This is a genomic window from Pseudomonas sp. RIT-PI-r, from assembly GCF_001297015.1.
Classification (GTDB): Bacteria; Pseudomonadota; Gammaproteobacteria; order Pseudomonadales; family Pseudomonadaceae; genus Aquipseudomonas.
In genome coordinates this window covers 344,917-369,070 of sequence record NZ_LIGE01000047.1, presented here as the reverse complement: position 1 = coordinate 369,070, position 24,154 = coordinate 344,917, and the positions used below count along the sequence as shown (strand labels likewise).

Here is a 24,154-nt window from a genome sequence, read left to right as displayed (position 1 = left end):
CATGACGATTCGTGTGCAGGCCACGCCGTTCGATCCCGGCGCTGAAGTCAACGCGATGCATGCGGCCAATGTCGGCGTCGGCGCGGTAGTGAGTTTTGTCGGCTATGTGCGCGACTTCAACGATGGACTGGATGTGGCGGGAATGTTCCTTGAGCACTATCCAGGCATGACCGAAAAAGCCCTCGGCAAGATCGTCATCGAAGCCGAGCAGCGCTGGCCGCTGTTGAAGCTCGAAGTGCTGCATCGCATCGGCGCGCTGGAGCCGGGTGAACCGATTGTGTTTGTCGGCGCCGCCAGTGCCCATCGCCAGGCCGCGTTCGATGCCTGCGCCTTTGTGATGGACTACCTGAAAACCCGTGCGCCGTTCTGGAAGAAGGAAAACACCAGTGACGGGCCGCGTTGGGTTGAGGGGCGGGACAGCGATCATGCGGCTGCGGATCGCTGGAAGAAATAAACCCTGAGTCGCCCTCTAGTCAGCCATCGCGAGCAGGCTCACTCCTACAATTGGAATGCGTTCCCCCTGTAGGAGTGAGCCTGCTCGCGATGACGTCATCTGCAACACCAAAAACCTCTGTCTTTGCCTGATTGACTGCCTATACATATAAGTCCAATATGGATTTATAAGTACAAAAAAGTATCTCCCTCCGTTTCAGCTCTTTCTTGCCAAACCAACAACAACCCGCGAGAGAACGAACATGAAGAAACTCCCCCTCATCACCGGTCTGGCCCTCAGCCTGTTGTCCTGCGCCAGCGCGTTCGCCGCCGAACAAACCCTGCGCATCGGCATTGAAGCCGCTTACCCGCCATTCGCGTCGAAAACCGACAAGGGCGAAATCGTCGGTTTCGACTACGACATCGGCAACGCCCTGTGCGCGCAGATGAAGGTCAAGTGCGTGTGGGTCGAAGGTGAGTTCGACGGTCTGATTCCTTCGCTGAAAGTGAAGAAGATCGACATGGCGCTGTCGTCGATGACGATCAACGAAGACCGCAAGAAGTCGGTGGATTTTACCCACAAGTACTACTTCACTTCGTCGCGTCTGGTGATGAAGGAAGGCGCCACGGTTGATGATCAATACGCCAGCCTCAAGGGCAAGAACGTCGGCGTGCAGCGCGCAACGACTACTGATCGTTACGCCACCGAGGTGTTCGAACCGAAGGGCATCAACGTCAAGCGCTACAGTAACAACGAAGAGATCTACATGGACCTGGCGGCGGGGCGCCTCGATGCGATTTTTGCCGATACCATTCCGTTGAACGACTTTTTGTCGATGCCGCGTGGCAAGGGTTATGCGTTTGTCGGGCCTGAGTTGAAGGATCCGAAGTACGTCGGCGAGGGCGCCGGGATTGCGGTGCGCAAAGGCAATACTGAATTGGTCAGCCAGTTGAATGGCGCGATTGATGGTATTCGCGCGAGTGGCGAGTACCAGAAGATTTCCGAGAAGTATTTCAAGTCCGACATTTACGGCGACTGATAGTCCGTCATCGCTGGCAAGCCAGCTCCCACAGTGATTGAGTCGTACACAGATGTTGTGTGCAACAAAAAAACTGTGGGAGCTGGCTTGCCAGCGATGGGGTCGGTTCAATCACCGCAAATCTCTAGCCCTTCATTTCCTTCAAATGCTTGTACACCGTCGCCCGCCCCATGTTCAGCACATTGGCCACATAGTTCGAGGCGCTCTTGCCCTTGAACGCGCCTTCGGCGTGCAGTGCCAGCACCAGCTCCCGTTTGTGATCGCGGGTCAGCACATTCAGGCTCAGTTGCCGCTCGCGCAGCCAGGCATGGAGGAAGGTGTTGATGCGTTCCTGCCAGTCATCACGAAACAGGGAATCCGGTTGCGGGATCAGTTTGCTCGGCGACAGGAACAGGTCCAGCGCAGCCTTGGCATTCTCGAACAACGAAATATTCAGGTTGATGCACAGCACCGCCAGTGGCAGGCCTTCGCTGTCGCGCAGGACGCTGCTCAGGCTACGAATCTTCTGACCGTCCCAGTTGAGCTTCTCGTACGGGCCGATGTTCCTGTCGCTGACATCTTCGCTGAGCATGTCTTCCAGCGATGAGTCGTCACCGATCTCGCGCTTGGACAGGTTGTTGGCGATGTAATCGACCTTCTGCGTGCGCAGATCGTGCAGCACCACTTCGGCGTGCGGAAAGAACAGCGTGGCGATGGCATCGGCGATGGCACGGAAGTTATCCAGGGCCGGGTCGAATTCAGGGGCGGTCATGACAGTGGAACTCCAGGCAGCGTCAACGCCTCCGTGATCAGGAGGCGCTGCGAGTGTGCCGCAATCCGTTGGGCGCGTCATCCGGATGGGGCGATCAGGCGAGGCGGGCCGGGGCGAGCATGGCGCTGCTCAGGCCGAAGTTGCGCAAGTGCTCGGGCAGGGGCTCGCCACGCACCAACGCCGCGCTGGCCTGGCCCATTGCCGGCGAAGTCTGAATGCCGTAGCCACCTTGCGCGGCGACCCAGAACAACCCCGGCACCTGTTGATCAAAACCGCTGAGCAGATCGCCGTCGGCGACAAAACTGCGCAGACCGGCCCAGGTGCGGGTCGGGCGGCGGATGGTCAGCGTGGTGGCCTCTTCGATCTGGTAAATGCCCATGGCGATGTCCAGTTCTTCCGGTTGCACGTCGTGAGGTTCGACTGGGTCGGCGTTGGCCGGCGAGCCGAGGAACATGCCGGCGTCGGGCTTCATATAGAAGGACTCATCGAGGCTGACCAGCATCGGCCAGTGATGAATGTCGACGCCTTCGGGGCCGGCGAAGATGAACGCGGCGCGGCGTTTCGGCTGCAGGCCCAGCGGCTTGGCGCCGGCCAGTGCGCCGATCTTGTCCGCCCAGGCGCCGGCGGCGTTGATGATCATCGGTGCGCTGAAAGTCTGGCCGTTGGTTTGCACCTGCCAGAGGCCGTCGGCGTCGCGGCTCAGGCCGAGCACTTCGCACTCGGTGTGGACTTCACCGTTATTGCGACGAATGCCACGCAGGTAGCCCTGATGCAAGGCGTCGGTGTCGATGTCGCTGGCACTTGGATCGTAGATCGCGCCGTGGACTTTTTCCCGGCGCAGGATCGGTAGCCGCGCGCAGGCTTCGTCGGCAGTGAGCAACTGCATCTCAGGGACTGTGGCTTTGGCGCTGAGGTATTGGTTGTTGAGTTCGGCGGGGTCACCGGTGAAATCGACGGTCATTTCGCCGCGTGGGGTCAGCAATGGATGTTCGCAGAAACCGGCGGGCGGATGATCGAAAAACTCACGGCTGGCCTGGGTCAGTGCGCGCACTTGCGGTGTGCCGTAGGCGGCGGTGAACAGCGCAGCGGAGCGGCCGGTGGAGTGATAGGCCGGATGGGATTCGCGCTCGAGCACGATGACTTTGGCGTGGGGCGACAGCCAGAAACCAGTGGAAGCGCCGGCAATCCCGCCGCCGATGATGATGAAATCTGCCTGGCTCATGAGGTTCTCCAGTGAGTACGCAATATCAAGGCGTTCGCTAGTCCCCTGTGGGAGCGAGCCTGCTCGCGAAAGCGGCGTATCAGTCGACATCTTCGGTGAATGTCAGACCGCATTCGCGAGCAGGCTCGCTCCCACAAGGGATTTTTGGTGTTAGTGGGTTAAGTGATAAACCGCATTGGCCAGGGCAATGTCTTCCAGGCCCAAGCCGATTGAGCGGAAAAACACATGACGGTCGTAACCCGGGCGCTGCACTTTCTCGCTGAGCAGGTCGGCGAGGTCACCAACAATCGAATCCTGGCTCCAGCCATGCTGTTCACTGGCAATCAACATCTCACCCGCCGACCCCGGCGTGGTCAGACGATAGTCACAGAACACCTGCATGTCATTGAGACTCTGCGGCGGGACTTCATGGGCGCGCGGGGCGTTGGTGCTGATCGAGGTGATCAGCGTCGGTTTGCTCAACGCGGCCGGATCGATCACCGGCCCGGCTGAGGAGGTGCAGAGCATGATCACATCAGCTTCGGCGATGGCCGCTTCACGGCTGTCAGCGATCTTCAGATTGGGCGTAATGGCTTTCAACAGTGATTGAGTTTGCATGTCGGCGGACAAACTTGGCGAATACAGGCTGATGCTCTGCCAGTCACGCAGCGATTTCACATAGTGCAGATGCGCCTGAGCAACCTTGCCGCTCCCAATAATCGCCAAATGTTCAGCGTCCAAAGGCGCGAGCGCATCAACCGCCACCGCTGTAGTCGCCGCCGTACGCGCAGTGGTCAGTTCACCTGCATCACACAGCAACAACGGCTGACCGGTTTTCATCGACATCAACAGCGTCCACGCCGTTACCAGCGCACCTTGCTCGCGAACGATGTACGGCGAAGTCTTGACCCCGTAAACGCCATCCTCGGCCAGCACGCCTAGATAATTGATGAAGTCGCCAGCACCCTGCGGGAATTCCACCAGCTGCTGCGCCGGCTGCACGGCGTTACCCGTTGCAAGGTCGTGAAACAGCTTGCGCAGGATCTGCGGCACATCGAGACGCGCCAATAACTCGCGGGCCTGATGCTGGTCGATCACGTAGGGCGTACTGGACATGTCAGGCTCCGGAGTTTTTATTTAAACTTATTTGTCCATTATGGACTTTTAGTTGTGTCTCGCAAGCTCCGATCAAATCCCGGGCGAAAAAAAAGCGCAGTCCGTTGCCGGCTGCGCTTCGCTTTCAAACGGCGCTTACTGCGGACGTTTGCGCTCAACCGCACGCAACAGGTGCGTCGGCGGCGTTTCACAGCTGATCTTGCGACCGAGCTTCTCTTCGATGGACGGCAACTGGTAGGAGTCGTCCTCACCGGCGAAGCTGATCGACACGCCGTCAGCGCCCGCACGACCGGTACGGCCGATGCGGTGCACGTAGTCGTCCGGCACTTCCGGCAGGGTGAAGTTGATCACGTGGCTGATGCCGTCGATGTGGATGCCGCGACCGGCAACATCGGTGGCGACCAAAACGCGGATCTTGCCTTCGCGGAAGCCTTCCAGGGTTTTAATGCGTTTGTGTTGTGGCACGTCGCCGGACAACTGCGCAGCGTTCACACCGTCGCGCACCAGACGCTCTTCGATGCGGCGGACTTCGTCCTTGCGGTTGGCGAAGACCATCACCCGCTCCCAGCCATTGTCGTTGACCAGGTTGTAGAGCAGTTTGTATTTGTCGGCACCGGCCACGGCGTAAATATGTTGCTCGACGTTTTCGTTGGCGACGTTGGTGATTTCGATTTCGACGATGGACGGATCGGTCGTCCACTGCTTGGCGAGGTTCATCACGTCTTCGGTGAAGGTCGCGGAGAACAGCAGCGTCTGGCGTTCGCTTTTCGGCGGGGTCTGACGAATGATCTGCCGCACTTGCGGGATGAATCCCATGTCGAGCATGCGGTCGGCTTCGTCCAGCACCATCACTTCGACCATGTCCAGGTGCACGTCGCCACGCTGGTTGAAGTCGAGCAGGCGGCCCGGGGTCGCGACGAGGATGTCGCAGTGGCGCGCTTCGAGGTGCTTGAGCTGCTTGTCGAAGTCCATGCCGCCAACAAACGTCATGACGTTGAGGCCGGTGTACTTGGTCAGGTCGGCGGCGTCCTTGGCGATCTGCACCACCAGCTCACGGGTCGGCGCGATGATCAGCGCACGGGGTTCGCCCATGTAGCGTTCTTTCGGCGGCGGTGTTTGCAACAGTTGGGTGATGATCGAGATCAGGAACGCGGCGGTTTTACCGGTACCGGTTTGCGCGCGGCCAATGGCGTCTTTGCCGGCGAGGGTGAAACCCAGCACTTGCGCCTGGATCGGCGTGCAATACGGGAAGCCCAGATCCTGAATGGCGTGCATCAGTTCTGGAGCCAGTTTGAAATCGTGAAAGCGGGTTTTACCTTCCTGTGGCTCGACGACGAAATCTTCGAGCTTCCACGGAATGACCGGAGCCTTGGGCTTCGGTTCGCGACGCGGTCTGGCCGGTTTCGGCTCTTCACTGCGTGCAGGCTCGGCGACGATTGGCGCGGCCGGAACGGGTTTTGGGTCTTGCTTCGGTGCTGCTACGGCAGCGGGGCGGTCGGCCTGGGGCGCATCGTGGCGATGACCGGGGGCGTGCGACGGCACACTGGGAACTGGCGCGAGCTGCTCAGCCTCGCTTTTACCGAACATTTTCTTGAGTGCTTCGAGCACGGTCATCTCATCAATTGGTTAAGGAATGTACGCCGGCCAGTGTAATGCAAGAAACGGGCGCGGCGTAGTGGGATGATCAAAGGACAGGCAATGCTGGCGTGATCAGCGCAGACGCTCGCTCAACCAGACGCCAATGTCGCGAATTTCCTCGGGTAACACTTCGTGCTCCATTGGGTATTCCTGCCATGTCACGGTGACACCATGCTTCACCAAATGCTCGTAGGCGCTGCGTCCCATCGAGTTCTGCACCACGCCATCAAACTGGCCGTGCAGGCATATCGCGGGAATCCGCTGCTGACTGGCTGAAAGCTGCATCTCATCATTAAAGGTCGGCGCATACGTCGACAACGCCAGCACACCGCCCAACGGCCCCTGCCATTTCACAAATGCGCTGTGCAGGACCACGGCGCCACCCTGGGAAAACCCTGCGAGGAAAATCCGCGAGGCGTCTATTCCGCTGGCGCGCTCGTTTTCGATCAATTCGATGATGCGATCGGCAGAGGCTTCCAGCTCATCGCGATCAATCGCTCGCGCCGGGCTCATCGCCTTGATGTCGTACCAGCTCGGCATGGCATATCCGCCATTTATCGTCACTGGACGAGTCGGCGCCTGCGGTAGCACGAAACGCGTGCTCAACAGGCTTTCCTGCAAGGCTTCCGCTACGGGCAGGAAGTCATAGCGATCGGCGCCGAGGCCGTGCAGCCAGATCACGCAGGCGTCTGCGGGCTTAACAGGCTGAAGAATCAAGGGCTCGGTCATGTCTGCTCCAAATATGTGCGGGCGCTCTCATTGAGTGCGTGATTCGAGTGCGCGTCTGGTTGATCCGTTAAGAAGATGTCGCAAGGTTACAAGTTTTGCTATTGACCTGTCGCCGAATCGTTTCCGCAGTCGGTGTGGTACGGGCTTTGCTATGGAGGGAACTGTACGAAAGATCCTACGCCCGGCGGTAACACTATCAGTGTACGACTGGCGACGGGATTGCAAAAAATCCGGTGATGGATGTTCGCCAATGGCCGCTACGGGCGCAGCGAACGTGAAAGGGCTACAGCCCGTTCGGCCGATTGGTGAGAAGTGAGTTGTCCATGATGTGGATTTTCTCCTACTAGACTCATAGCGAAGGTCTTACGTCGGTTGACCCCAAAAAAAGCCAACACGGGTCAACAACGCCTCAAAAGGGTGCGACTGGACTCAAGCTCCGACACAACAAGAGCAAAACTGGAGGTTTGAATGAAGATGTTGAAATCCACCCTGGCCATCGTGACTGCAGCAACAGTACTCGGTGTCAGCGGGTTCGCTCAGGCGGGTGCAACCCTGGATGCAGTGCAGAAGAAAGGTTTCGTGCAGTGTGGCGTGAGCGACGGTCTGCCGGGCTTCTCGGTACCGGACGCTACCGGCAAGATCCTCGGGATCGACGCTGACGTCTGCCGCGCTGTGGCCGCTGCCGTATTCGGCGACGCGACCAAGGTCAAGTTCAGTCAGTTGAACGCCAAGGAGCGCTTCACCGCGCTGCAATCGGGCGAGATCGACATCCTGTCGCGCAACACCACCATGACCAGTTCCCGCGATGCGGGCATGGGCCTGAAATTCCCGGGCTTCATTACCTACTACGACGGCATCGGCTTTCTGGTGAACAACAAGCTGGGCGTGAAAAGTGCCAAAGAGCTGGACGGTGCAACCATCTGCATCCAGGCCGGTACCACTACCGAACTGAACGTTTCCGACTACTTCCGCGGCAACGGTCTGAAATACACCCCGATCACTTTCGACACCTCCGATGAAAGCGCCAAGTCGCTGGAATCCGGTCGTTGCGACGTACTGACCTCCGACAAGTCTCAGCTGTTTGCCCAGCGCTCCAAGCTGGCATCGCCGAAAGACTACGTGGTTCTGCCGGAAACCATTTCCAAAGAACCACTGGGTCCGGTCGTGCGTAACGGCGACGACGAGTGGCTGGCCATCGTGCGTTGGGTTGGCTACGCGCTGCTCAACACCGAAGAAGCCGGCATCACCTCGAAGAACGTCGAGGCTGAAGCCAAGTCGACCAAGAACCCGGACGTCGCTCGTATGCTCGGTGCCGACGGCGAATACGGCAAAGACCTGAAACTGCCGAAGGACTGGGTTGTGCAGATCGTCAAGCAAGTCGGCAACTACGGCGAAATCTTCGAGAAAAACCTCGGCAAGAGCACTCCGCTGGAAATCGACCGTGGCCTGAACGCCCTGTGGAACAACGGCGGCATTCAGTACGCACCACCAGTGCGCTAATGGTTCTATCACCCGGCGGGCCAACCGCCGGGTGATGTTCTGTTCCATTTCTTGCGGGGCACTTCATGCAAAATTCAATCGGCGCACCAAAGCAGAGGCTCAGCCTCAGCGATCCACGAGTGCGTGCGTGGCTATTCCAGATCATCACCGTTGTCGCGGTGGTCTCGATGGGCTGGTACCTGTTCGACAACACCCAAACCAACCTGCAGCACCGGGGCATCACTTCCGGCTTCAGCTTTCTTGAGCGCAGTGCCGGCTTCGGCATCGCTCAACACCTGATCGACTACACCGAAGCGGACAGCTATGCCCGCGTCTTTGTCATCGGTCTGCTCAATACCCTGCTGGTGACCGTCATCGGCGTGATTCTGGCGACGATCCTCGGTTTCATCATCGGTGTGGCGCGCCTGTCGCAGAACTGGATCATCAGCAAACTGGCAACCGTGTATGTGGAAGTCTTCCGCAACATTCCGCCACTGCTGCAGATTCTGTTCTGGTACTTCGCGGTATTCCTGACCATGCCAGGGCCGCGCAACAGCCATAACTTCGGTGACACCTTCTTCGTCAGCAGCCGTGGCCTGAACATGCCGGCCGCGCTGGCCGCCGACGGTTTCTGGGCGTTCGTGATCAGTATCGTGGTGGCCATTGTCGGCATCGTGCTGATGACACGCTGGGCGAACAAGCGCTTTGAAGAAACCGGCGTGCCGTTCCACAAGTTCTGGGTTGGTCTGGCGATTCTGCTAGTGATCCCGACCCTGTGCGCACTGATCTTCGGTGCCCCGTTGCACTGGGAAATGCCTGAGCTCAAAGGCTTCAACTTTGTCGGCGGCTGGGTGCTGATCCCGGAATTGCTCGCCTTGACTCTGGCCCTGACCGTATACACCGCGGCGTTCATTGCCGAGATCGTGCGTTCCGGGATCAAGTCGGTCAGCCATGGTCAGACCGAAGCGGCGCGTTCGCTCGGCCTGCGCAACGGCCCGACCCTGCGCAAGGTGATCATTCCGCAAGCCCTGCGCGTGATCATTCCGCCGCTGACCAGCCAATACCTCAACCTGGCGAAAAACTCTTCGCTGGCCGCCGGTATCGGTTACCCGGAAATGGTCTCGCTGTTCGCCGGCACGGTGCTTAACCAGACCGGTCAGGCGATCGAGGTGATTGCCATCACCATGAGCGTGTACCTGGCGATCAGTATCAGCATTTCTCTGCTGATGAACTGGTACAACAAGCGCATTGCGCTGATCGAGCGGTAAGGAAAAGCGCATGAGTACTCATACTTTCAAACCCGACATGCCTCCACCCAACAGCAGCATCGGCGTGGTGGCGTGGATGCGCGCGAACATGTTCTCCAGCTGGCTCAACACCCTGCTGACCCTGTTTGCGTTCTACCTGATCTACCTCGTCGTGCCACCGATCCTCAGTTGGGCAATCATTGATGCCAACTGGGTCGGTACCACTCGCGCCGACTGCACCAAGGACGGCGCCTGCTGGGTGTTCATTCAGCAGCGTTTCGGCCAGTTCATGTACGGCTACTACCCGCCGGAACTGCGCTGGCGCGTCGACCTGACCGTGTGGCTGGCGGTGATCGGCGCGGCGCCATTGTTCATCGCGCGTGTGCCGCACAAAGCGATCTACGGGCTGAGCTTTCTGGTGCTGTACCCGATCATTGCCTTCACCTTGCTGCATGGCGGGTTCGGTCTGACCAACGTGGCGACCAGCCAGTGGGGCGGCCTGATGCTGACCCTGGTGATCGCCACCGTCGGCATCGCCGGTGCCTTGCCGTTGGGGATTGTGCTGGCGCTGGGGCGACGCTCGAACATGCCGGCGATTCGTGTGGTCTGCGTGACCTTCATCGAGTTCTGGCGCGGCGTGCCGTTGATCACCGTGCTGTTCATGTCTTCGGTGATGCTGCCGTTGTTCCTGCCTGAGGGCATGAACTTCGACAAACTGCTACGGGCGCTGATCGGCGTGATCCTGTTCCAGTCGGCCTATGTGGCTGAGGTGGTGCGCGGCGGTCTGCAAGCGATCCCCAAAGGTCAGTACGAAGCGGCTGCGGCGATGGGCCTCGGTTACTGGCGTTCGATGGGCCTGGTGATTCTGCCGCAAGCCCTGAAGCTGGTGATCCCCGGCATCGTCAACACCTTCATTGCGCTGTTCAAGGACACCAGTCTGGTGATCATCATCGGCCTCTTTGACCTGCTCAACAGCGTCAAGCAAGCCGCTGCCGATCCGAAATGGCTGGGCATGGCCACCGAAGGCTACGTGTTCGCCGCCCTGGTGTTCTGGATTTTCTGTTTTGGTATGTCGCGCTATTCCATGCATCTGGAACGCAAGCTCGACACTGGCCACAAGCGTTAGGAGTTGTGTAAATGAGTGAAGCAATCAAAAAGCCTGCAGGTCCTGAAGGCATTATTCAGATGCAGGGCGTCAACAAGTGGTACGGCCAGTTCCACGTGCTCAAAGACATCAACCTCAACGTCAAACAGGGCGAGCGTATCGTCCTGTGCGGCCCGTCGGGTTCCGGTAAATCGACGACGATTCGCTGCCTCAATCGTCTGGAAGAACACCAGCAGGGCCGCATCGTCGTCGACGGCGTGGAACTGACCAACGACCTCAAGCAGATCGAAGCGATCCGCCGCGAAGTCGGCATGGTGTTCCAGCACTTCAACCTGTTCCCGCACCTGACCATTTTGCAGAACTGCACCCTGGCGCCGATGTGGGTACGCAAGATGCCCAAGCGCAAGGCCGAGGAAATTGCCATGCATTACCTGGAACGCGTACGCATTCCGGAGCAGGCGCACAAGTTTCCGGGGCAACTGTCCGGCGGTCAGCAACAGCGTGTGGCGATCGCCCGCGCGCTGTGCATGAAACCGAAAATCATGCTGTTCGATGAACCGACTTCAGCGCTTGATCCGGAGATGGTGAAAGAGGTTCTGGACACCATGATCGGTCTGGCTGAAGACGGCATGACCATGCTCTGCGTAACCCACGAAATGGGCTTTGCCCGCACCGTGGCCAACCGCGTGATCTTCATGGACAAGGGTGAGATCGTTGAACAGGCGGCGCCGAATGACTTCTTCGATAATCCGCAGAATGAGCGGACGAAGTTGTTCTTGAGTCAGATTTTGCATTGATGGTTTGTGAGTAAAACGAACCCGGCCTTGTGCCGGGTTTGTTTTTTGGAGTCAGGAAACGCTGAGGGTTTCGTGTTCCTTGTGTACGGTGTGCGTGAAACCTCGCAGGTCTGCGCCTTCAGCCAAGGTCTGGATATCGACGAGCATGTAGGGATGACGATCCAATAGACGCATCAGCAGCACCAATGCTTTGGGTGGAAGTAACTCGCCGCGTTCGTAGCGAGAGAATGCGTTATGCCCGCCACCAGAGAGCAGTTGTACCGTCTCTTTCTGCGTCAGGTGCAATTTGCGTCGAATACGTTTCATCTCGGCGCCGATCATTTGTCTGCCAGCGAGAACCAGCTCGTCACCGGCATCACAATAACGCTCAGCACTATCGGTGTCGAAATCCCATTCCACTTCACCGCACTTCTGGCACTCCCAACCAGATAGATCGTCTACACGGCGCTCCATGCCTTTGACACTCAGGGTTTCTCCGCGACCCTGGAAATGCCTCATTCCCTCACGTGCACCGCAGCTGACACATTGCTGGGTTTTCATGGGTTCTTCTCCTTGAAGGAGATTACCGGTGGGCTGCCGCCGGGGCGGTAGGTCACCTTGATGTAAATCTCCTGATCTCGTGAATTGATGTGATACACGTCTTGCCAGATTCGATGATCGTCATAAGTAGTCATCGATTTGTACAACATCCTGGTTTTTAGCTCGAAAACGATCTCTAGCATTTCGCTGAGGTTGAAGCCGAGCTTCTCCGCTGATTTGACCGAAGCTTTGGTGAAAGCTTTTTGACCTAACCGCCTCACCTCAGCCTTTATCACCGCCAGCTCATAATGGGGTGTGTTCTTTTCCATAAGAAACCAAAACCCTGTCCCTGAAATTACCCTTAAAGGGTAATTTTGACCAATCGAAAATACCGCTTCATGGGTCTCCGATTGACCCTAGGTGGTTGCCGTCCTACACGGGTCTGACTAACATGTCAGAAAATTCATCCTATGATTGGATGAAAGGGCGAATCCTATGTCAGACATTTCTCCACTCATCAAACGATCCCTGGTCGATCAGGCCTTGGATCAACTTCGTCAGCGCATCAACAGCGGTACCTGGCAAGTCGGCGAGCGTCTGCCGACCGAACCCGAGCTGTGCGCTGAGCTGGGCATCAGCCGCAACACCGTGCGTGAAGCCATGCGGGTGCTGGCGTTTTCCGGGCTGATCGAGATTCGTCAGGGCGACGGCAGTTATTTGCGCGCGCTGGTCGATCCGCTCGACACGCTGAAGGCGCTGTCGCGCTGCTCGCTGGATCAGGCGCGTGAAACCCGGCACATCCTCGAAGTCGAAGCCATCGGTTTGGCGGCATTGCGGCGTACCGACGAAGACCTCGCTGCGTTGCGCGAGGCCCTTGGCACCAGCGGCAGTCACTACCACGGCGACCTCGACACCTTCATCGCTTGCGATCTGGTGTTCCACCGCCGCTTGGTCGACGCCGCGCACAACCCGGCCCTCAGCGAGCTGTACGGCTATTTCTCCAGCATCGTCGGCGCGCAGTTGCGCCAGACCCTGAACATCGTCCCGCGCCGTCAGGAAGTGTTCGACCTGCACATCGCGTTGCTCGATGCGGTCGAACAACGCGACCCGGAGCGGGCCAAAGCCTTGTCGAGGCAGTTGATCAATGAACCTTGAAACCGAGAAATCCATGTCCCGCAGTGAGATATCCACAACCCCCAAACGCACAACGGAGCTTGAAGAGCTGCTGATCGATGCCGAGGCCGATGACGAGCAAGTGCAACAAAGCCATCCGCTGGTGCGCCGGCCCTGGCTGTTGCTGCTCGGCTTGATTCTGGTCGCGTTGAACCTGCGTCCGGCCCTGTCGAGCATGGCGCCGCTGCTCAGCGACGTGTCGAAAAGCCTCGGTCTGTCGGCGGCTCAGGCAGGATTGCTGACCACGCTGCCGGTGCTGTGCCTCGGTTTGTTCGCACCGCTGGCGCCGATTCTGGCGCGGCGTTTCGGTGCTGAACGTGTGGTGTTGGGGATTCTGCTGACACTGGCCGGCGGCATCATTTTGCGCAGCAGCTTTGGTGAAATCGGTCTGTTCGCCGGCAGCGTACTGGGCGGCGCGAGTATCGGCATCGTCGGCGTATTGCTGCCGGGCATCGTCAAACGCGACTTCGCCAAACACGCCGGCACCATGACCGGCGTCTACACCATGGCCCTGTGCCTGGGCGCGGCAATGGCGGCGGGCACGAGCGTGCCTCTAAGCGAGCATTTTGGCGGCGACTGGACAATTGGCCTGGGCTTCTGGGTCATCCCGGCGCTGGTGGCGGCGTTGTTCTGGCTGCCGCAGGTCGGCCAGAAACACGGCGCACACAATGTCGCCTATCGCGTGCGCGGTTTGCTGCGTGATCCGCTGGCCTGGCAGGTGACCTTGTACATGGGCCTGCAATCGTCGCTGGCGTACATCGTGTTCGGCTGGTTGCCGTCGATCCTCATCGGTCGTGGATTGACGCCGACTCAGGCAGGTCTGGTGTTGTCCGGTTCGGTAATTATCCAGCTCGCCAGTTCGCTGGCAGCGCCGTGGCTGGCGACCCGTGGCAAGGATCAGCGTCTGGCGATTGTCGTGGTCATGGCGTTGACCCTCGGTGGCCTGTTCGGCTGTCTCTATGCGCCGATCGAAGGTTTGTGGGGCTGGGCGATTCTGCTGGGTCTGGGGCAGGGCGGTACGTTCAGTCTGGCATTGACCCTGATCGTGTTGCGCTCGCGCGATTCCCATGTTGCGGCGAACCTGTCGAGCATGTCTCAGGGCTTCGGTTACACGCTGGCGTCGATGGGGCCGTTCGCGGTCGGCGTGGTGCATGACTGGACCGGCGGCTGGAACGCGGTGGGCTGGATCTTCGGCATCATTGGCACAGGTGCGATCCTCGCCGGCCTCGGAGCCGGGCGTGCGCTGTACGTGCAAGTGCAGAGCGAAAGAATCTGACCCCTGTAGGAGCTGCGGCACGCTGCGATCTTTTGAATTTTATCCTTGGTAAATCAACATCAAAAGATCGCAGCGTGCCGCAGCTCCTACAGGAGTTTTGTGTGTTGCCGTATTCGGTGGGCGAATGCCGATAGTGTTTCCGCCCATTGCAGATTATCGTGCTGGCAATCTGTACCTATCTGGAGATTGCCCATGAGTGAAGTCCACGCCGAGTTGATCACCCGCTTCTACGAAGCCTTCCAGCGTCTGGATGCCGAGGCCATGGCCGCGTGCTATACCGACGACGTGGTGTTCAGCGACCAGGCCTTTGGCGAACTGCGCGGGCGCGATGCCGGCGACATGTGGCGCATGCTTACCACTCGGGCCAGGGATTTCTCGCTGACCTTCGACAACGTCCGCGCCGACGAGCGCAGCGGCGGCGCGCATTGGGTCGCGACTTACCTGTTCAGCCAGACCGGCAACATCGTCATCAACGATATCCAGGCGCGTTTCGTCTTCCGTGACGGCAGGATCTGCGAGCACCACGACCACTTCGATCTGTGGCGCTGGTCCCGTCAGGCACTGGGGTTCAAAGGCTTGCTGCTCGGCTGGACGCCGCTGGTACGCAATGCCGTGCGAGCGCAGGCGTTGAAGGGACTGAGGGCATTTCAGGCCAGTCGCTGATAAGATCGCCGCCTGTTTCCTACACGTTCTGATCCCGAAGTGACCAGCCTTAGCGAAAAATCTGTCGATGTTGCCGAGCCGGTGAGCAAATCCTGGTTCGTCTACCTCGTTCGCGCTGCCAATGGTTCGTTGTATTGCGGGATCAGCGACGATCCGGTGCGTCGTTTCGCCAAGCATCAAAGTGGCAAAGGCGCACGGTTCTTCCTCTCCAGCCCGGCCATGGCATTGGTTTACACTGAACTGTGCCGCGACAAAAGTGATGCGTTGCGCCAGGAACGGCTGATCAAAAAGTTGCGCAAGAGTGCCAAGGAATGTCTGGTCGCGTCTTATCAATCTGACTGATTGGTTCCCATCAGCCAGATCTGTAGGCTGCTAAGCAAATGCACGCTAAGCTGCCAGCTCACTATCTGAGCGGCGGAGCCGAGCATGTCCGAGTTGATTCTGCATCATTACCCGACCTCTCCATTTGCCGAGAAGGCCCGCCTGCTACTGGGCTTCAAAGGCTTGTCGTGGCGCTCGGTACACATTTCGCCAGTGATGCCGAAACCTGATCTGACCGCCCTGACCGGCGGTTATCGCAAGACTCCGGTGCTGCAAATCGGCGCAGACATCTATTGCGACACTTCGCTGATCGCCCGTCGATTGGAGCAGGAAAAAGCCCTGCCGAGCTTCTTTCCTGAAGGTCAGGAAATGACCACCGCGAGTTTCGCCACCTGGGTTGATTCGGTGGTGTTCCAGCATGCCGTAAGTCTGGTATTCCAGCCGGAATCGGTGGCTGTGCGTTTCGCCAAGCTGCCACCGGAAGCGATCAAGGCGTTTATCGCCGACCGTGCAGGTCTGTTCTCGGGTGGCAGTGCCACGCGTTTATCCGCCGAACAGGCCAAGCATCAGTGGCCGACGATCATGGCGCGGCTGGAGCAGCAATTGCAGCGCGAGCAGGGTGACTTCCTGTTCGGTGAGCCGTCGATTGCCGACTTCGCACTGGCGCATCCAATGTGGTTCCTCAAGGCGACTCACGTCACGGCGCCGCTGGTGGATGAGTATCCGGCCGTTTCGGCGTGGTTGGGTCGAGTGCTGGGCTTTGGCCATGGCGCGGCGAGCGCGATGACCTCTGAGGAAGCACTGGAAGTTGCTCGTAGCGCGACGCCGGCAGATTTGCCGGATGAGCAGTTCGTTGACCCGAACGGCTTCAAGGCTGGCCAGCAGGTGGCAATCTCGGCGACGGATTACGGGGTTGATCCGGTGGTGGGTGAGTTGTTGTTTGCCGGTAGCGAAGAGTTGATCATTCGTCGCGAAGACGAGCGTGGCGGTGTGGTGCATGTGCACTTCCCGCGCTTTGGTTTCCGCATCGAAGCCCGCTGATCTCTCAAGTCTGTAGCAAAACTTTGTAGGAGTGAGCCTGCTCGCGATAGCGGTGTGTCAATCGGCGGATTTATCGACTGACACACCGCTATCGCGAGCAGGCTCACTCCTACAGGTTATTTCAGGGCTGCGAGGATTTCGTTCGGGTCAAACCCGCGAATCAACGTGCCGTTGACATCAATCAACGGAATCCCGCGTCCACCCAATGCCTCATACGCCTTGCGCGCCTCGGCATCCTTCTCGATATCGAACTCCTTGAAGGGAATTCCCTTGCTGTCGAGAAAGCGTTTGGTCTGCTTGCAGTAGCCGCACCAGTCGGTGGCGTAGAGCACGACATTGGCTTGCGCCCGTGTCTGCTCCGAGACCATTTGCGACGGATTGAACACCCGCTCGATCTTGCCCCAGTTCTGATAAACCACGACCACCAGCAGAACCAGCGCAACCTTCTTCAGCACATTGCCGAGCATCAGTTACGGCGCTTCAGCTGATCGGTGAGCGAGGTCGGCAGGCCCTTGATCACCAAGGTGCCGGCTTCTTCGTCGTACTCGATCTTCGAGCCCAGCAGGTGCGCTTCAAAACTGATCGACAGGCCCTCGGCACGGCCAGTGAAGCGGCGGAATTGATTCAAGGTGCGTTTGTCCGCCGGAATCTCTGGCGACAGGCCGTAATCCTTGTTGCGGATGTGATCGTAGAAGGCTTTCGGGCGCTCTTCGTCGATCAGCTCGGAGAGTTCTTCCAGGCCCATGGGTTCGCCGAGTTTGGCCTGGCTGCTGGCGTAATCGACCAGGGTCTTGGTCTTCTCGCGGGCGGATTCTTCCGGCAAGTCCTCGCTCTCGACGAAGTCGCTGAAGGCCTTGAGCAGCGTGCGCGTCTCGCCCGGGCCGTCGACGCCTTCCTGGCAACCGATGAAGTCACGGAAGTATTCCGAAACCTTCTTGCCGTTCTTGCCCTTGATGAACGAGATGTACTGCTTGGACTGCTTGTTGTTCTGCCACTCGGAGACGTTGATGCGCGCCGCCAAGTGCAACTGACCGAGGTCGAGGTGGCGCGACGGGGTCACGTCCAGCTCATCGGTCACCGCCACGCCTTCGCTGTGGTGCAGCAGGGCGATCGCCAGGTAATCGGTCATGCCTTGCTGATAGTGGGCGAACAGCACGTGGCCGCCGACCGACAGGTTCGATTCTTCCATCAGCTTTTGCAAATGCTCGACCGCGACTTTGCTGAACGCGGTGAAGTCCTTGCCGCCTTCCATGTATTCCTTCAGCCAGCCACTGAACGGGAACGCACCGGATTCCGGATGGAACAGACCCCAGGCTTTGCCCTGTTTGGCGTTATAGCTCTCGTTGAGGTCGGCGAGCATGTTCTCGATGGCTGCAGACTCGGCCAGTTCCGTGTCACGGGCGTGCAGAACTGCGGGCGTGCCGTCGGGTTTTTTGTCGATCAGGTGGACGATGCAATGACGGATCGGCATGGGCTTCTCGGCTGTTGGAAGGGAGGAGGGCAGGCTCCCCCGAAAAAGCGCTAAGTGTACCCGAATCTCCGGTCGAGACTCTCTGTAGGAGCCGCCGAAGGCTGCGATCTTTTGATCTTGTTTTTTTCAAAAGCCAAATCAAAAGATCGCAGCCTTCGGCAGCTCCTGCATAACCGGGAAACTGTGTCGACGGCAGTATAAACGGGGGGTTGTAGGGCAAAACCGGGTCGTGCTGCCGGGCTTATGCAGTTTTTTACCGATTTAGAGCAATAAAGCTGACCAAATGGGTAGCTAGAGGCGGATATTTCCCCGTCTCTGTGCTAGTTTTGCCCGGTCTTACGCGAAGTCACTGCGTTAAGCGTGCAATCAGCATTTGTCAGGTCGAACCAAACCCTGATTTCGGCATCTATAACCCGACTCGTCGTGGTTATCGCCGAGGGTGCCAGATCCAGAAGATCGGGCTCGATGGCTGACACTGCACTCTGCAATCCATATGAATTTGATAGGGAAGGAACACTACATGGCTCTTACTAAAGACCAACTGATCGCCGACATCGCTGAAGCTATCGACGCGCCGAAAACCACCGCGCGTAACGCTCTGGACCAACTGGGCCAAATCGTTGCCGATCAGCTGGAAAACGGCGGCGAAATCACCTTGCCAGGTATCGGCAAGCTGAAAGTGACCGAGCGTCCTGCCCGCACTGGCCGTAACCCTTCGACTGGCGCTGCCATCGAAATCCCTGCGAAGAAAGTGATCAAGCTGGTTGTGGCCAAAGGCCTGACCGACGCTGTGAACAAGTAAGACGCAGCAATAAAAAACCGTGCTCCGGAGTGATCCGGGCACGGTTTTTTTGTGTCTGCGATTTGGCGAGGCGTTACGCCGCCTGTAGGAGCTGTGGAGTGAAACGAGGCTGCGATCTTTTGATCTGGCTCTTCAGGGTCAAGATCAAAAAAGATCGCAGCGTGCCGCAGCTCCTACAGGGGGCAACGACGCAGGTGTCAGCGCGTCCAGCGCTCGCGGCGCCAGATCTGCTGCTCGGACTTGGTCTGGAACGTCCACGCCACGAAGCGGCTCTGCTTCTGCCCCTGCGACATCTCTACAACCTGGCTTTCCAGTACGCCAGCCTTCTTCAGCGCAGTTTCAATGGCGGGCAGGTTCGAGGCTTTCGAGACCAGCGTGCTGAACCACAACACTTTGTGCTGGAAGTTCGCGCTTTCGGCGATCAGTTGCGTCACAAAACGCGCTTCCCCGCCTTCACACCACAACTCCGCCGACTGCCCGCCGAAGTTCAGCACCGGCAGTTTACGTTTCGGATCAGCCTTGCCCAGTGCGCGCCATTTGCGCTCGCTGCCCTTGGTCGCTTCGTCCATCGAGGCGTGGAACGGCGGGTTGCACATGGTCAGGTCGAAACGCTCACCTGGCTCCAGCAAGCCAATCAGGATGTGCTTGCGGTTTTCCTGTTGGCGCAGTTGGATGACCTTGCTCAGGTCGTTGGACTGAACGATGGCCTTGGCAGCAGCCACGGCCGTCGGGTCGATCTCCGAACCGAGGAAGTGCCAACGGTATTCGCTGTTACCGATCAGCGGATACACGCAGTTGGCGCCCATGCCGATGTCCAGCCCGTTGACGATGGCGCCGCGCGGGACCTTGCCGTCGTTCATGCTCGCCAGCAAATCCGCGAGGAAGTGCACGTAATCGGCACGGCCCGGCACAGGCGGGCAGAGGTAATCCGCCGGGATGTCCCAATGCTGGATGCCATAAAACGACTTGAGCAGCGCCCGATTGAACACGCGCACCGCATCGGGGCTGGCGAAGTCGATGCTTTCCTTGCCGTACGGGTTGGTGATCACAAACTTCGCCAGTTCCGGCGTGGTCTTGATCAGCGCCGGGAAGTCATAACGACCCTGATGGCGATTGCGCGGGTGCAGGCTGGCCTTTTCGCGCGGTGCAACGGCTTTGGCCGGGGTCGCGGAGTCAGGCTTCTTGCGCGCAGGTTTGGGTGTGCGGGGGGCGTTCATGGGCGTGGTCGATTCGGGTATGGCTGAAAGTGGCGGGTATTGTCCCACATCTAAAGGCAACACCGACCAATTGTAGGAGTGAGCCTGCTCGCGATTGCGGTGGATTAGCCAGAATATTTGTCGACTGGCACTCCGTCATCGCGAGCAGGCGAAGGCCTACAAGGGATTCGTGTTTATTGCAGGAATAAAAAAGGGAGGCCACCCGGGCCTCCCTTTTTCATTGCGATTTGCCCTTACAGGCTGGCAATCCGCGCATGCTGCTCGGCCAGTTTGCCCAGGGCCTGTTCAGCCTCGGCCAGTTTGGCGCGTTCTTTCTCGATGACTTCAGGCGGGGCCTTGTCAACGAAACCGGCGTTGGACAGTTTGCCGCCAACGCGCTGGACTTCACCCTGCAGACGCAGGATTTCCTTGTCCAGGCGCGCGAGCTCAGCGCCCTTGTCGATCAGACCGGCCATCGGCACCAGCACTTCCATCTCGCCAACCAGCGCGGTCGCGGACAGCGGTGCTTCTTCGCCTGCTGCCAGAACAGTGATCGATTCCAGACGCGCCAGTTTCTTCAGCAGCGCTTCGTTCTCGGTCAGACGGCGCTGGTCTTCAGCGCTGACGTTCTTCAGGTAGATCGGCAGAGGTTTGCCCGGGCCGATGTTCATTTCGCCACGGATGTTACGCGTGCCGAGCATCAGTTCCTTGAGCCATTCGATGTCATTTTCGGCGGCCGGATCGATGCGTTCTTCGTTGGCCACTGGCCACGCTTGCAGCATGATCGTCTTGCCCTGAATGCCGGCCAGCGGCGCGATGCGCTGCCAGATTTCTTCAGTGATGAACGGCATGAACGGATGCGCCAGGCGCAGCGCCACTTCCAGTACCCGCACCAGCGTACGGCGAGTGCCGCGCTGACGCTCAACCGGGGCGTTCTCGTCCCACAGCACTGGCTTGGACAATTCCAGGTACCAGTCGCAGTACTGGTTCCAGATGAACTCGTACAGCGCTTGCGCGGCAAGGTCGAAACGGAACTGATCCAACTGACGGGTCACTTCGGCTTCGGTGCGTTGCAGCTGCGAAATGATCCAGCGATCCGCCAGCGACAGCTCGTAGGCTTCGCCGTTCTGGCCGCAGTCTTCGCCCTTGTCCAGAACGTAACGTGCGGCGTTCCAGATCTTGTTGCAGAAGTTGCGATAGCCTTCAACGCGGCCCATGTCGAACTTGATGTCGCGACCGGTCGAAGCCAGCGAGCAGAAGGTGAAGCGCAGGGCGTCGGTGCCATAGCTGGCGATACCGTCGGCAAACTCGTCGCGGGTCTGCTTCTCGATTTTCTTCGCCAGTTTCGGCTGCATCAGGCCTGAGGTGCGTTTCTGCACCAGTTCTTCCAGCTCGATACCGTCGATGATGTCCAGCGGGTCAAGGACGTTGCCCTTGGACTTGGACATTTTCTGGCCTTGGCCATCACGCACCAGACCGTGCACATAAACGGTCTTGAACGGCACCTGCGGGGTGCCGTCCTCGTTCTTGATCAGGTGCATGGTCAGCATGATCATCCGGGCAACCCAGAAGAAAATGATGTCGAAGCCCGTCACCAGTACGTCGGTGGAGTGGAATTTCTTCAGGAATTCGGTTTTTTCCGGCCAGCCAAGGGTGGAGAAGGTCCACAGGCCGGAACTGAACCAGGTGTCGAGTACGTCGTTGTCTTGCTGCAGCGCCACGTCCGGGCCGAGGTTGTGCTTGGCACGCACTTCGGCTTCGTCGCGACCGACATAGACCTTGCCCGACTCGTCGTACCAGGCCGGAATCCGGTGGCCCCACCACAGCTGACGGCTGATGCACCAGTCCTGGATGTCGCGCATCCACGAGAAGTACATGTTTTCGTACTGCTTGGGCACGAACTGGATACGACCGTCTTCAACGGCGGCAATCGCAGGCTCGGCCAAAGGCTTGGTCGATACGTACCACTGGTCGGTCAGCCACGGCTCGATGATGGTGCCGGAGCGGTCGCCTTTCGGCACTTTCAGGCCGTGGTCGTTGACGCTGACCAGCAGGCCGGCGGCGTCGAACGCAGCGACGATCTGCTTACGCGCTTCAAAACGCTCAAGGCCGGCGTATTCAGCCGGAATCGCGCCATCGATGCTGTCGTTCAGCGTGCCGTCGAGGTTGAACACCTGGGCTGCCGGCAGCACGTTGGCGTTCTTGTCGAAGATGTTCAGCAGCGGCAGGTTGTGGCGCTTGCCGACTTCGTAGTCGTTGAAATCGTGGGCCGGGGTGATTTTCACGCAGCCGGTGCCGAATTCAGGATCGCAGTAGTCGTCGGCAATGATCGGGATGCGGCGGCCAACCAGTGGCAGCTCGACAAACTTGCCGATCAGGGCTTGGTAGCGCTCGTCGTTCGGGTTAACCGCGACGGCGGAGTCGCCGAGCATGGTTTCCGGACGGGTAGTCGCGACGATCAGGAAGTCGTTGCCTTCAGCGGTTTTCACGCCGTCGGCCAGCGGGTACTTCAGGTTCCACAGGAAGCCTTTTTCGTCGTGGTTTTCCACTTCGAGGTCGGAAATCGCCGTGTGCAGTTTGGTGTCCCAGTTGACCAGACGCTTGCCGCGATAGATCAGACCGTCTTCGTGCAGGCGCACGAACGCTTCTTTGACCGCTTCCGAGAGGCCGTCGTCCATGGTGAAGCGCTCGCGGCTCCAGTCAACGGACGAGCCGAGGCGGCGGATCTGACGGCTGATGTTGCCGCCGGACTGATCCTTCCACTCCCAGACTTTCTCGAGGAATTTTTCGCGGCCCAGATCGTGGCGATTCTGGCCCTGGGCTTCGAGTTGACGCTCCACCAGCATCTGCGTGGCGATACCGGCGTGGTCGGTACCCGGCTGCCAGAGGGTGTTGCGACCCTGCATGCGGCGGAAACGGATCAGCGCGTCCATGATCGCGTTGTTGAAACCGTGACCCATGTGCAGGCTACCGGTGACGTTCGGCGGCGGGATCATGATGGTGTAGGAGTCGCCCGCGCCTTGCGGGGCGAAGTAGTTCTCGGACTCCCAGGTGTTGTACCAGGAAGTTTCAATGGCGTGCGGCTGGTAGGTCTTATCCATGCGCGGCGGGACCCTATTGGCATTAATTCAGGAAAAGCCGACGAGTATAGCGGGGCATGGGGCCGAGGGCGAGCGGGGCGGGCCCGGAGGGGATTTAAATGTAGGAGCTGCCGAAGGCTGCGATCTTTTGATCTTGTTTTAAGAAACAAAGGTCAAAAGATCGCAGCCTTCGGCAGCTCCTACTCGGGGTGCGTTATTCGTACTGGCTGAGCAGCCGTTCCATCCGAGCATCGAGGCGGCGTTTGATTTCGGTCTCGATGTGCGGGGCGAAGTCGTCGATCACGTCTTGCATGATCAATTGCGCGGCGGCGCGCAGTTCGCTGTCGAGATGAAGCAAGGCGTCCGGGCCTTTATCCACCGGCGCGGCAGGTTGTGCGGCAGCTGTTGGCGCTGGCGCAGGTGCTGATTCGACGGCCGGCGGCTCGCTGCCGACAGAATCGAACAACATCGGAATCTGTTCCTGCTCACCGTCGTCGACCGTATCGGTCAGCAGTGGCGGTTGCAGGTTGTCATCGCCGAGCAACTGGCGGATCGATTCGAGATCGTCCAGCAGATGTGCGGATTTTTGCTGCGGTTTCGGAGTGTCCATTGGAATGCTCAGAGTCGCTGTAAACGGTGATCTTGCAGAGGATAGCCCTGTTCGCGGTAGAAACGGAAACTGTCCCGCGCAGCGGCTCGAATCGTCGGGTCTTCGACCACCACTTCCGCCACACGGGCGAATTTATTGGCGAATGCCGGGACTTTCAGGTCGAGATTGACCAGCAAATCCTGGTGTTGACCGCAGTCATCACCCACGCCCAGAACGATCAGGCCATCGGGTTCGCTGTCAGCCGGGCCATGGGGAACGAAGGTTTCACCCTTGAATGCCCACAATCGCGCATCGAGATCGTCACGCTGGGCTGCGTCGCTGCAGTGCAGGTAGATGCGGTGACCCATGCGCCAGGCTTTTTCGGTGAGCTTGCAGGCAAAATCCAGACGAGCCGAAGGATCGGCGCTGGGCAGGATATAGAAGTCGACTTTGGTCATTGCGGTTCCTGAGTTGCCAGCGGCGCTACA

25 protein-coding genes are annotated in these 24,154 nt (G+C 59.0%); 12 read left to right on the top strand and 13 right to left on the bottom strand.

The genetic code is table 11. From position 1 onward, the window contains the following. The first annotated feature begins 1 nt into the window (after position 1). A complete protein-coding gene (gene moaE / locus AK821_RS29050; protein WP_064393299.1) occupies positions 2-454 on the top strand; it encodes a molybdopterin synthase catalytic subunit MoaE in 453 nt (150 codons plus the stop codon). A gap of 241 nt (positions 455-695) precedes the next feature. Beyond that, on the top strand, positions 696-1,472 hold the full coding sequence (locus AK821_RS29045) for an ABC transporter substrate-binding protein (protein ID WP_064393298.1): 777 nt from the start codon (positions 696-698) through the stop codon (positions 1,470-1,472). A gap of 124 nt (positions 1,473-1,596) precedes the next feature. Here AK821_RS29045 and AK821_RS29040 read toward each other — a convergent pair whose 3' ends face one another. From AK821_RS29040 to AK821_RS29020, 5 genes are all read right to left on the bottom strand, one after another. Beyond that, positions 1,597-2,223 (bottom strand): helix-turn-helix transcriptional regulator, encoded by a 627-nt coding sequence (locus AK821_RS29040; protein ID WP_064393297.1) that lies wholly within the window; start codon positions 2,221-2,223, stop codon positions 1,597-1,599. A gap of 94 nt (positions 2,224-2,317) precedes the next feature. Continuing rightward, positions 2,318-3,445 (bottom strand): NAD(P)/FAD-dependent oxidoreductase, encoded by a 1,128-nt coding sequence (locus AK821_RS29035; RefSeq protein ID WP_064393296.1) that lies wholly within the window; start codon positions 3,443-3,445, stop codon positions 2,318-2,320. Between the two features lie 150 nt (positions 3,446-3,595). Continuing rightward, positions 3,596-4,540 carry an ornithine cyclodeaminase family protein gene (locus AK821_RS29030; RefSeq protein WP_064393295.1) on the bottom strand — a complete coding sequence of 315 codons (945 nt, stop codon included), beginning with the start codon at positions 4,538-4,540 and terminating at the stop codon, positions 3,596-3,598. A 135-nt stretch (positions 4,541-4,675) separates the two neighbouring features. Further along, complete coding sequence (rhlB, locus tag AK821_RS29025) at positions 4,676-6,154, bottom strand: ATP-dependent RNA helicase RhlB (RefSeq protein ID WP_064393294.1); 1,479 nt, start codon at positions 6,152-6,154, stop codon at positions 4,676-4,678. A gap of 96 nt (positions 6,155-6,250) precedes the next feature. Further along, complete coding sequence (locus AK821_RS29020) at positions 6,251-6,907, bottom strand: alpha/beta hydrolase (protein WP_064393293.1); 657 nt, start codon at positions 6,905-6,907, stop codon at positions 6,251-6,253. Positions 6,908-7,375: 468 nt separating this feature from the next. Here AK821_RS29020 and AK821_RS29015 point away from each other — a divergent pair, with 468 nt between their 5' ends. The 4 genes from AK821_RS29015 (at position 7,376) to AK821_RS29000 (ending at position 11,535) form a co-directional block, all read left to right on the top strand. Then, positions 7,376-8,407, top strand: a complete 1,032-nt coding sequence (locus AK821_RS29015) for an amino acid ABC transporter substrate-binding protein (protein WP_007914328.1) — start codon at positions 7,376-7,378, stop codon at positions 8,405-8,407. A 65-nt stretch (positions 8,408-8,472) separates the two neighbouring features. Further along, positions 8,473-9,654 carry an amino acid ABC transporter permease gene (locus AK821_RS29010; protein ID WP_064393292.1) on the top strand — a complete coding sequence of 394 codons (1,182 nt, stop codon included), beginning with the start codon at positions 8,473-8,475 and terminating at the stop codon, positions 9,652-9,654. A 10-nt stretch (positions 9,655-9,664) separates the two neighbouring features. Beyond that, a complete protein-coding gene (locus AK821_RS29005; protein ID WP_064393291.1) occupies positions 9,665-10,759 on the top strand; it encodes an amino acid ABC transporter permease in 1,095 nt (364 codons plus the stop codon). An 11-nt stretch (positions 10,760-10,770) separates the two neighbouring features. Then, complete coding sequence (locus tag AK821_RS29000) at positions 10,771-11,535, top strand: amino acid ABC transporter ATP-binding protein (RefSeq protein ID WP_038357653.1); 765 nt, start codon at positions 10,771-10,773, stop codon at positions 11,533-11,535. 51 nt (positions 11,536-11,586) lie between these two features. Here AK821_RS29000 and AK821_RS28995 read toward each other — a convergent pair whose 3' ends face one another. After that, on the bottom strand, positions 11,587-12,075 hold the full coding sequence (locus AK821_RS28995; protein ID WP_064393290.1) for a type II toxin-antitoxin system MqsA family antitoxin: 489 nt from the start codon (positions 12,073-12,075) through the stop codon (positions 11,587-11,589). After that, on the bottom strand, positions 12,072-12,383 hold the full coding sequence (locus tag AK821_RS28990) for a type II toxin-antitoxin system MqsR family toxin (RefSeq protein WP_064393289.1): 312 nt from the start codon (positions 12,381-12,383) through the stop codon (positions 12,072-12,074). The genes AK821_RS28995 and AK821_RS28990 overlap by 4 nt, the downstream gene beginning before the upstream one ends. A 166-nt stretch (positions 12,384-12,549) precedes the next feature. Between AK821_RS28990 and AK821_RS28985 the strand changes: the two genes are divergently transcribed. The 5 genes from AK821_RS28985 (at position 12,550) to AK821_RS28965 (ending at position 16,528) form a co-directional block, all read left to right on the top strand. After that, positions 12,550-13,209 (top strand): FadR/GntR family transcriptional regulator, encoded by a 660-nt coding sequence (locus AK821_RS28985; protein WP_064393288.1) that lies wholly within the window; start codon positions 12,550-12,552, stop codon positions 13,207-13,209. Further along, positions 13,199-14,503, top strand: coding sequence for a CynX/NimT family MFS transporter (locus tag AK821_RS28980; protein ID WP_064393287.1), 1,305 nt, complete (start codon positions 13,199-13,201; stop codon positions 14,501-14,503). Before AK821_RS28985 ends, AK821_RS28980 begins: the two co-directional genes overlap by 11 nt. Positions 14,504-14,695: 192 nt before the next feature. Then, positions 14,696-15,166 carry a nuclear transport factor 2 family protein gene (locus tag AK821_RS28975; protein ID WP_064393286.1) on the top strand — a complete coding sequence of 157 codons (471 nt, stop codon included), beginning with the start codon at positions 14,696-14,698 and terminating at the stop codon, positions 15,164-15,166. A 39-nt stretch (positions 15,167-15,205) separates the two neighbouring features. Continuing rightward, on the top strand, positions 15,206-15,508 hold the full coding sequence (locus tag AK821_RS28970; RefSeq protein ID WP_008083651.1) for a GIY-YIG nuclease family protein: 303 nt from the start codon (positions 15,206-15,208) through the stop codon (positions 15,506-15,508). Between the two features lie 84 nt (positions 15,509-15,592). Further along, positions 15,593-16,528 carry a glutathione S-transferase family protein gene (locus tag AK821_RS28965; RefSeq protein ID WP_064393285.1) on the top strand — a complete coding sequence of 312 codons (936 nt, stop codon included), beginning with the start codon at positions 15,593-15,595 and terminating at the stop codon, positions 16,526-16,528. 116 nt (positions 16,529-16,644) lie between these two features. Here AK821_RS28965 and AK821_RS28960 read toward each other — a convergent pair whose 3' ends face one another. Both AK821_RS28960 and yejK read right to left on the bottom strand, forming a co-directional pair. After that, entirely contained in the window at positions 16,645-16,995 is a 351-nt protein-coding gene (locus AK821_RS28960) for a glutaredoxin family protein (protein ID WP_064393284.1), read from the bottom strand. Further along, positions 16,995-17,999 carry a nucleoid-associated protein YejK gene (yejK, locus tag AK821_RS28955; RefSeq protein WP_007909053.1) on the bottom strand — a complete coding sequence of 335 codons (1,005 nt, stop codon included), beginning with the start codon at positions 17,997-17,999 and terminating at the stop codon, positions 16,995-16,997. The genes AK821_RS28960 and yejK overlap by 1 nt, the downstream gene beginning before the upstream one ends. Before the next feature lie 520 nt (positions 18,000-18,519). Here yejK and AK821_RS28950 point away from each other — a divergent pair. Next, a complete protein-coding gene (locus tag AK821_RS28950) occupies positions 18,520-18,801 on the top strand; it encodes an HU family DNA-binding protein (protein WP_003221909.1) in 282 nt (93 codons plus the stop codon). A gap of 197 nt (positions 18,802-18,998) precedes the next feature. On the opposite strand, the gene rlmF is transcribed toward AK821_RS28950, so the two are convergent. From rlmF to AK821_RS28930, 4 genes are all read right to left on the bottom strand, one after another. Continuing rightward, entirely contained in the window at positions 18,999-20,018 is a 1,020-nt protein-coding gene (rlmF, locus tag AK821_RS28945; RefSeq protein WP_064393283.1) for a 23S rRNA (adenine(1618)-N(6))-methyltransferase RlmF, read from the bottom strand. A gap of 233 nt (positions 20,019-20,251) precedes the next feature. Beyond that, positions 20,252-23,098 carry a valine--tRNA ligase gene (locus AK821_RS28940; RefSeq protein WP_064393282.1) on the bottom strand — a complete coding sequence of 949 codons (2,847 nt, stop codon included), beginning with the start codon at positions 23,096-23,098 and terminating at the stop codon, positions 20,252-20,254. A gap of 193 nt (positions 23,099-23,291) precedes the next feature. After that, on the bottom strand, positions 23,292-23,687 hold the full coding sequence (locus AK821_RS28935; protein ID WP_064393281.1) for a hypothetical protein: 396 nt from the start codon (positions 23,685-23,687) through the stop codon (positions 23,292-23,294). 8 nt (positions 23,688-23,695) lie between these two features. Continuing rightward, positions 23,696-24,124 (bottom strand): DNA polymerase III subunit chi, encoded by a 429-nt coding sequence (locus AK821_RS28930; RefSeq protein WP_064393280.1) that lies wholly within the window; start codon positions 24,122-24,124, stop codon positions 23,696-23,698. Positions 24,125-24,154 lie beyond the last annotated feature (30 nt).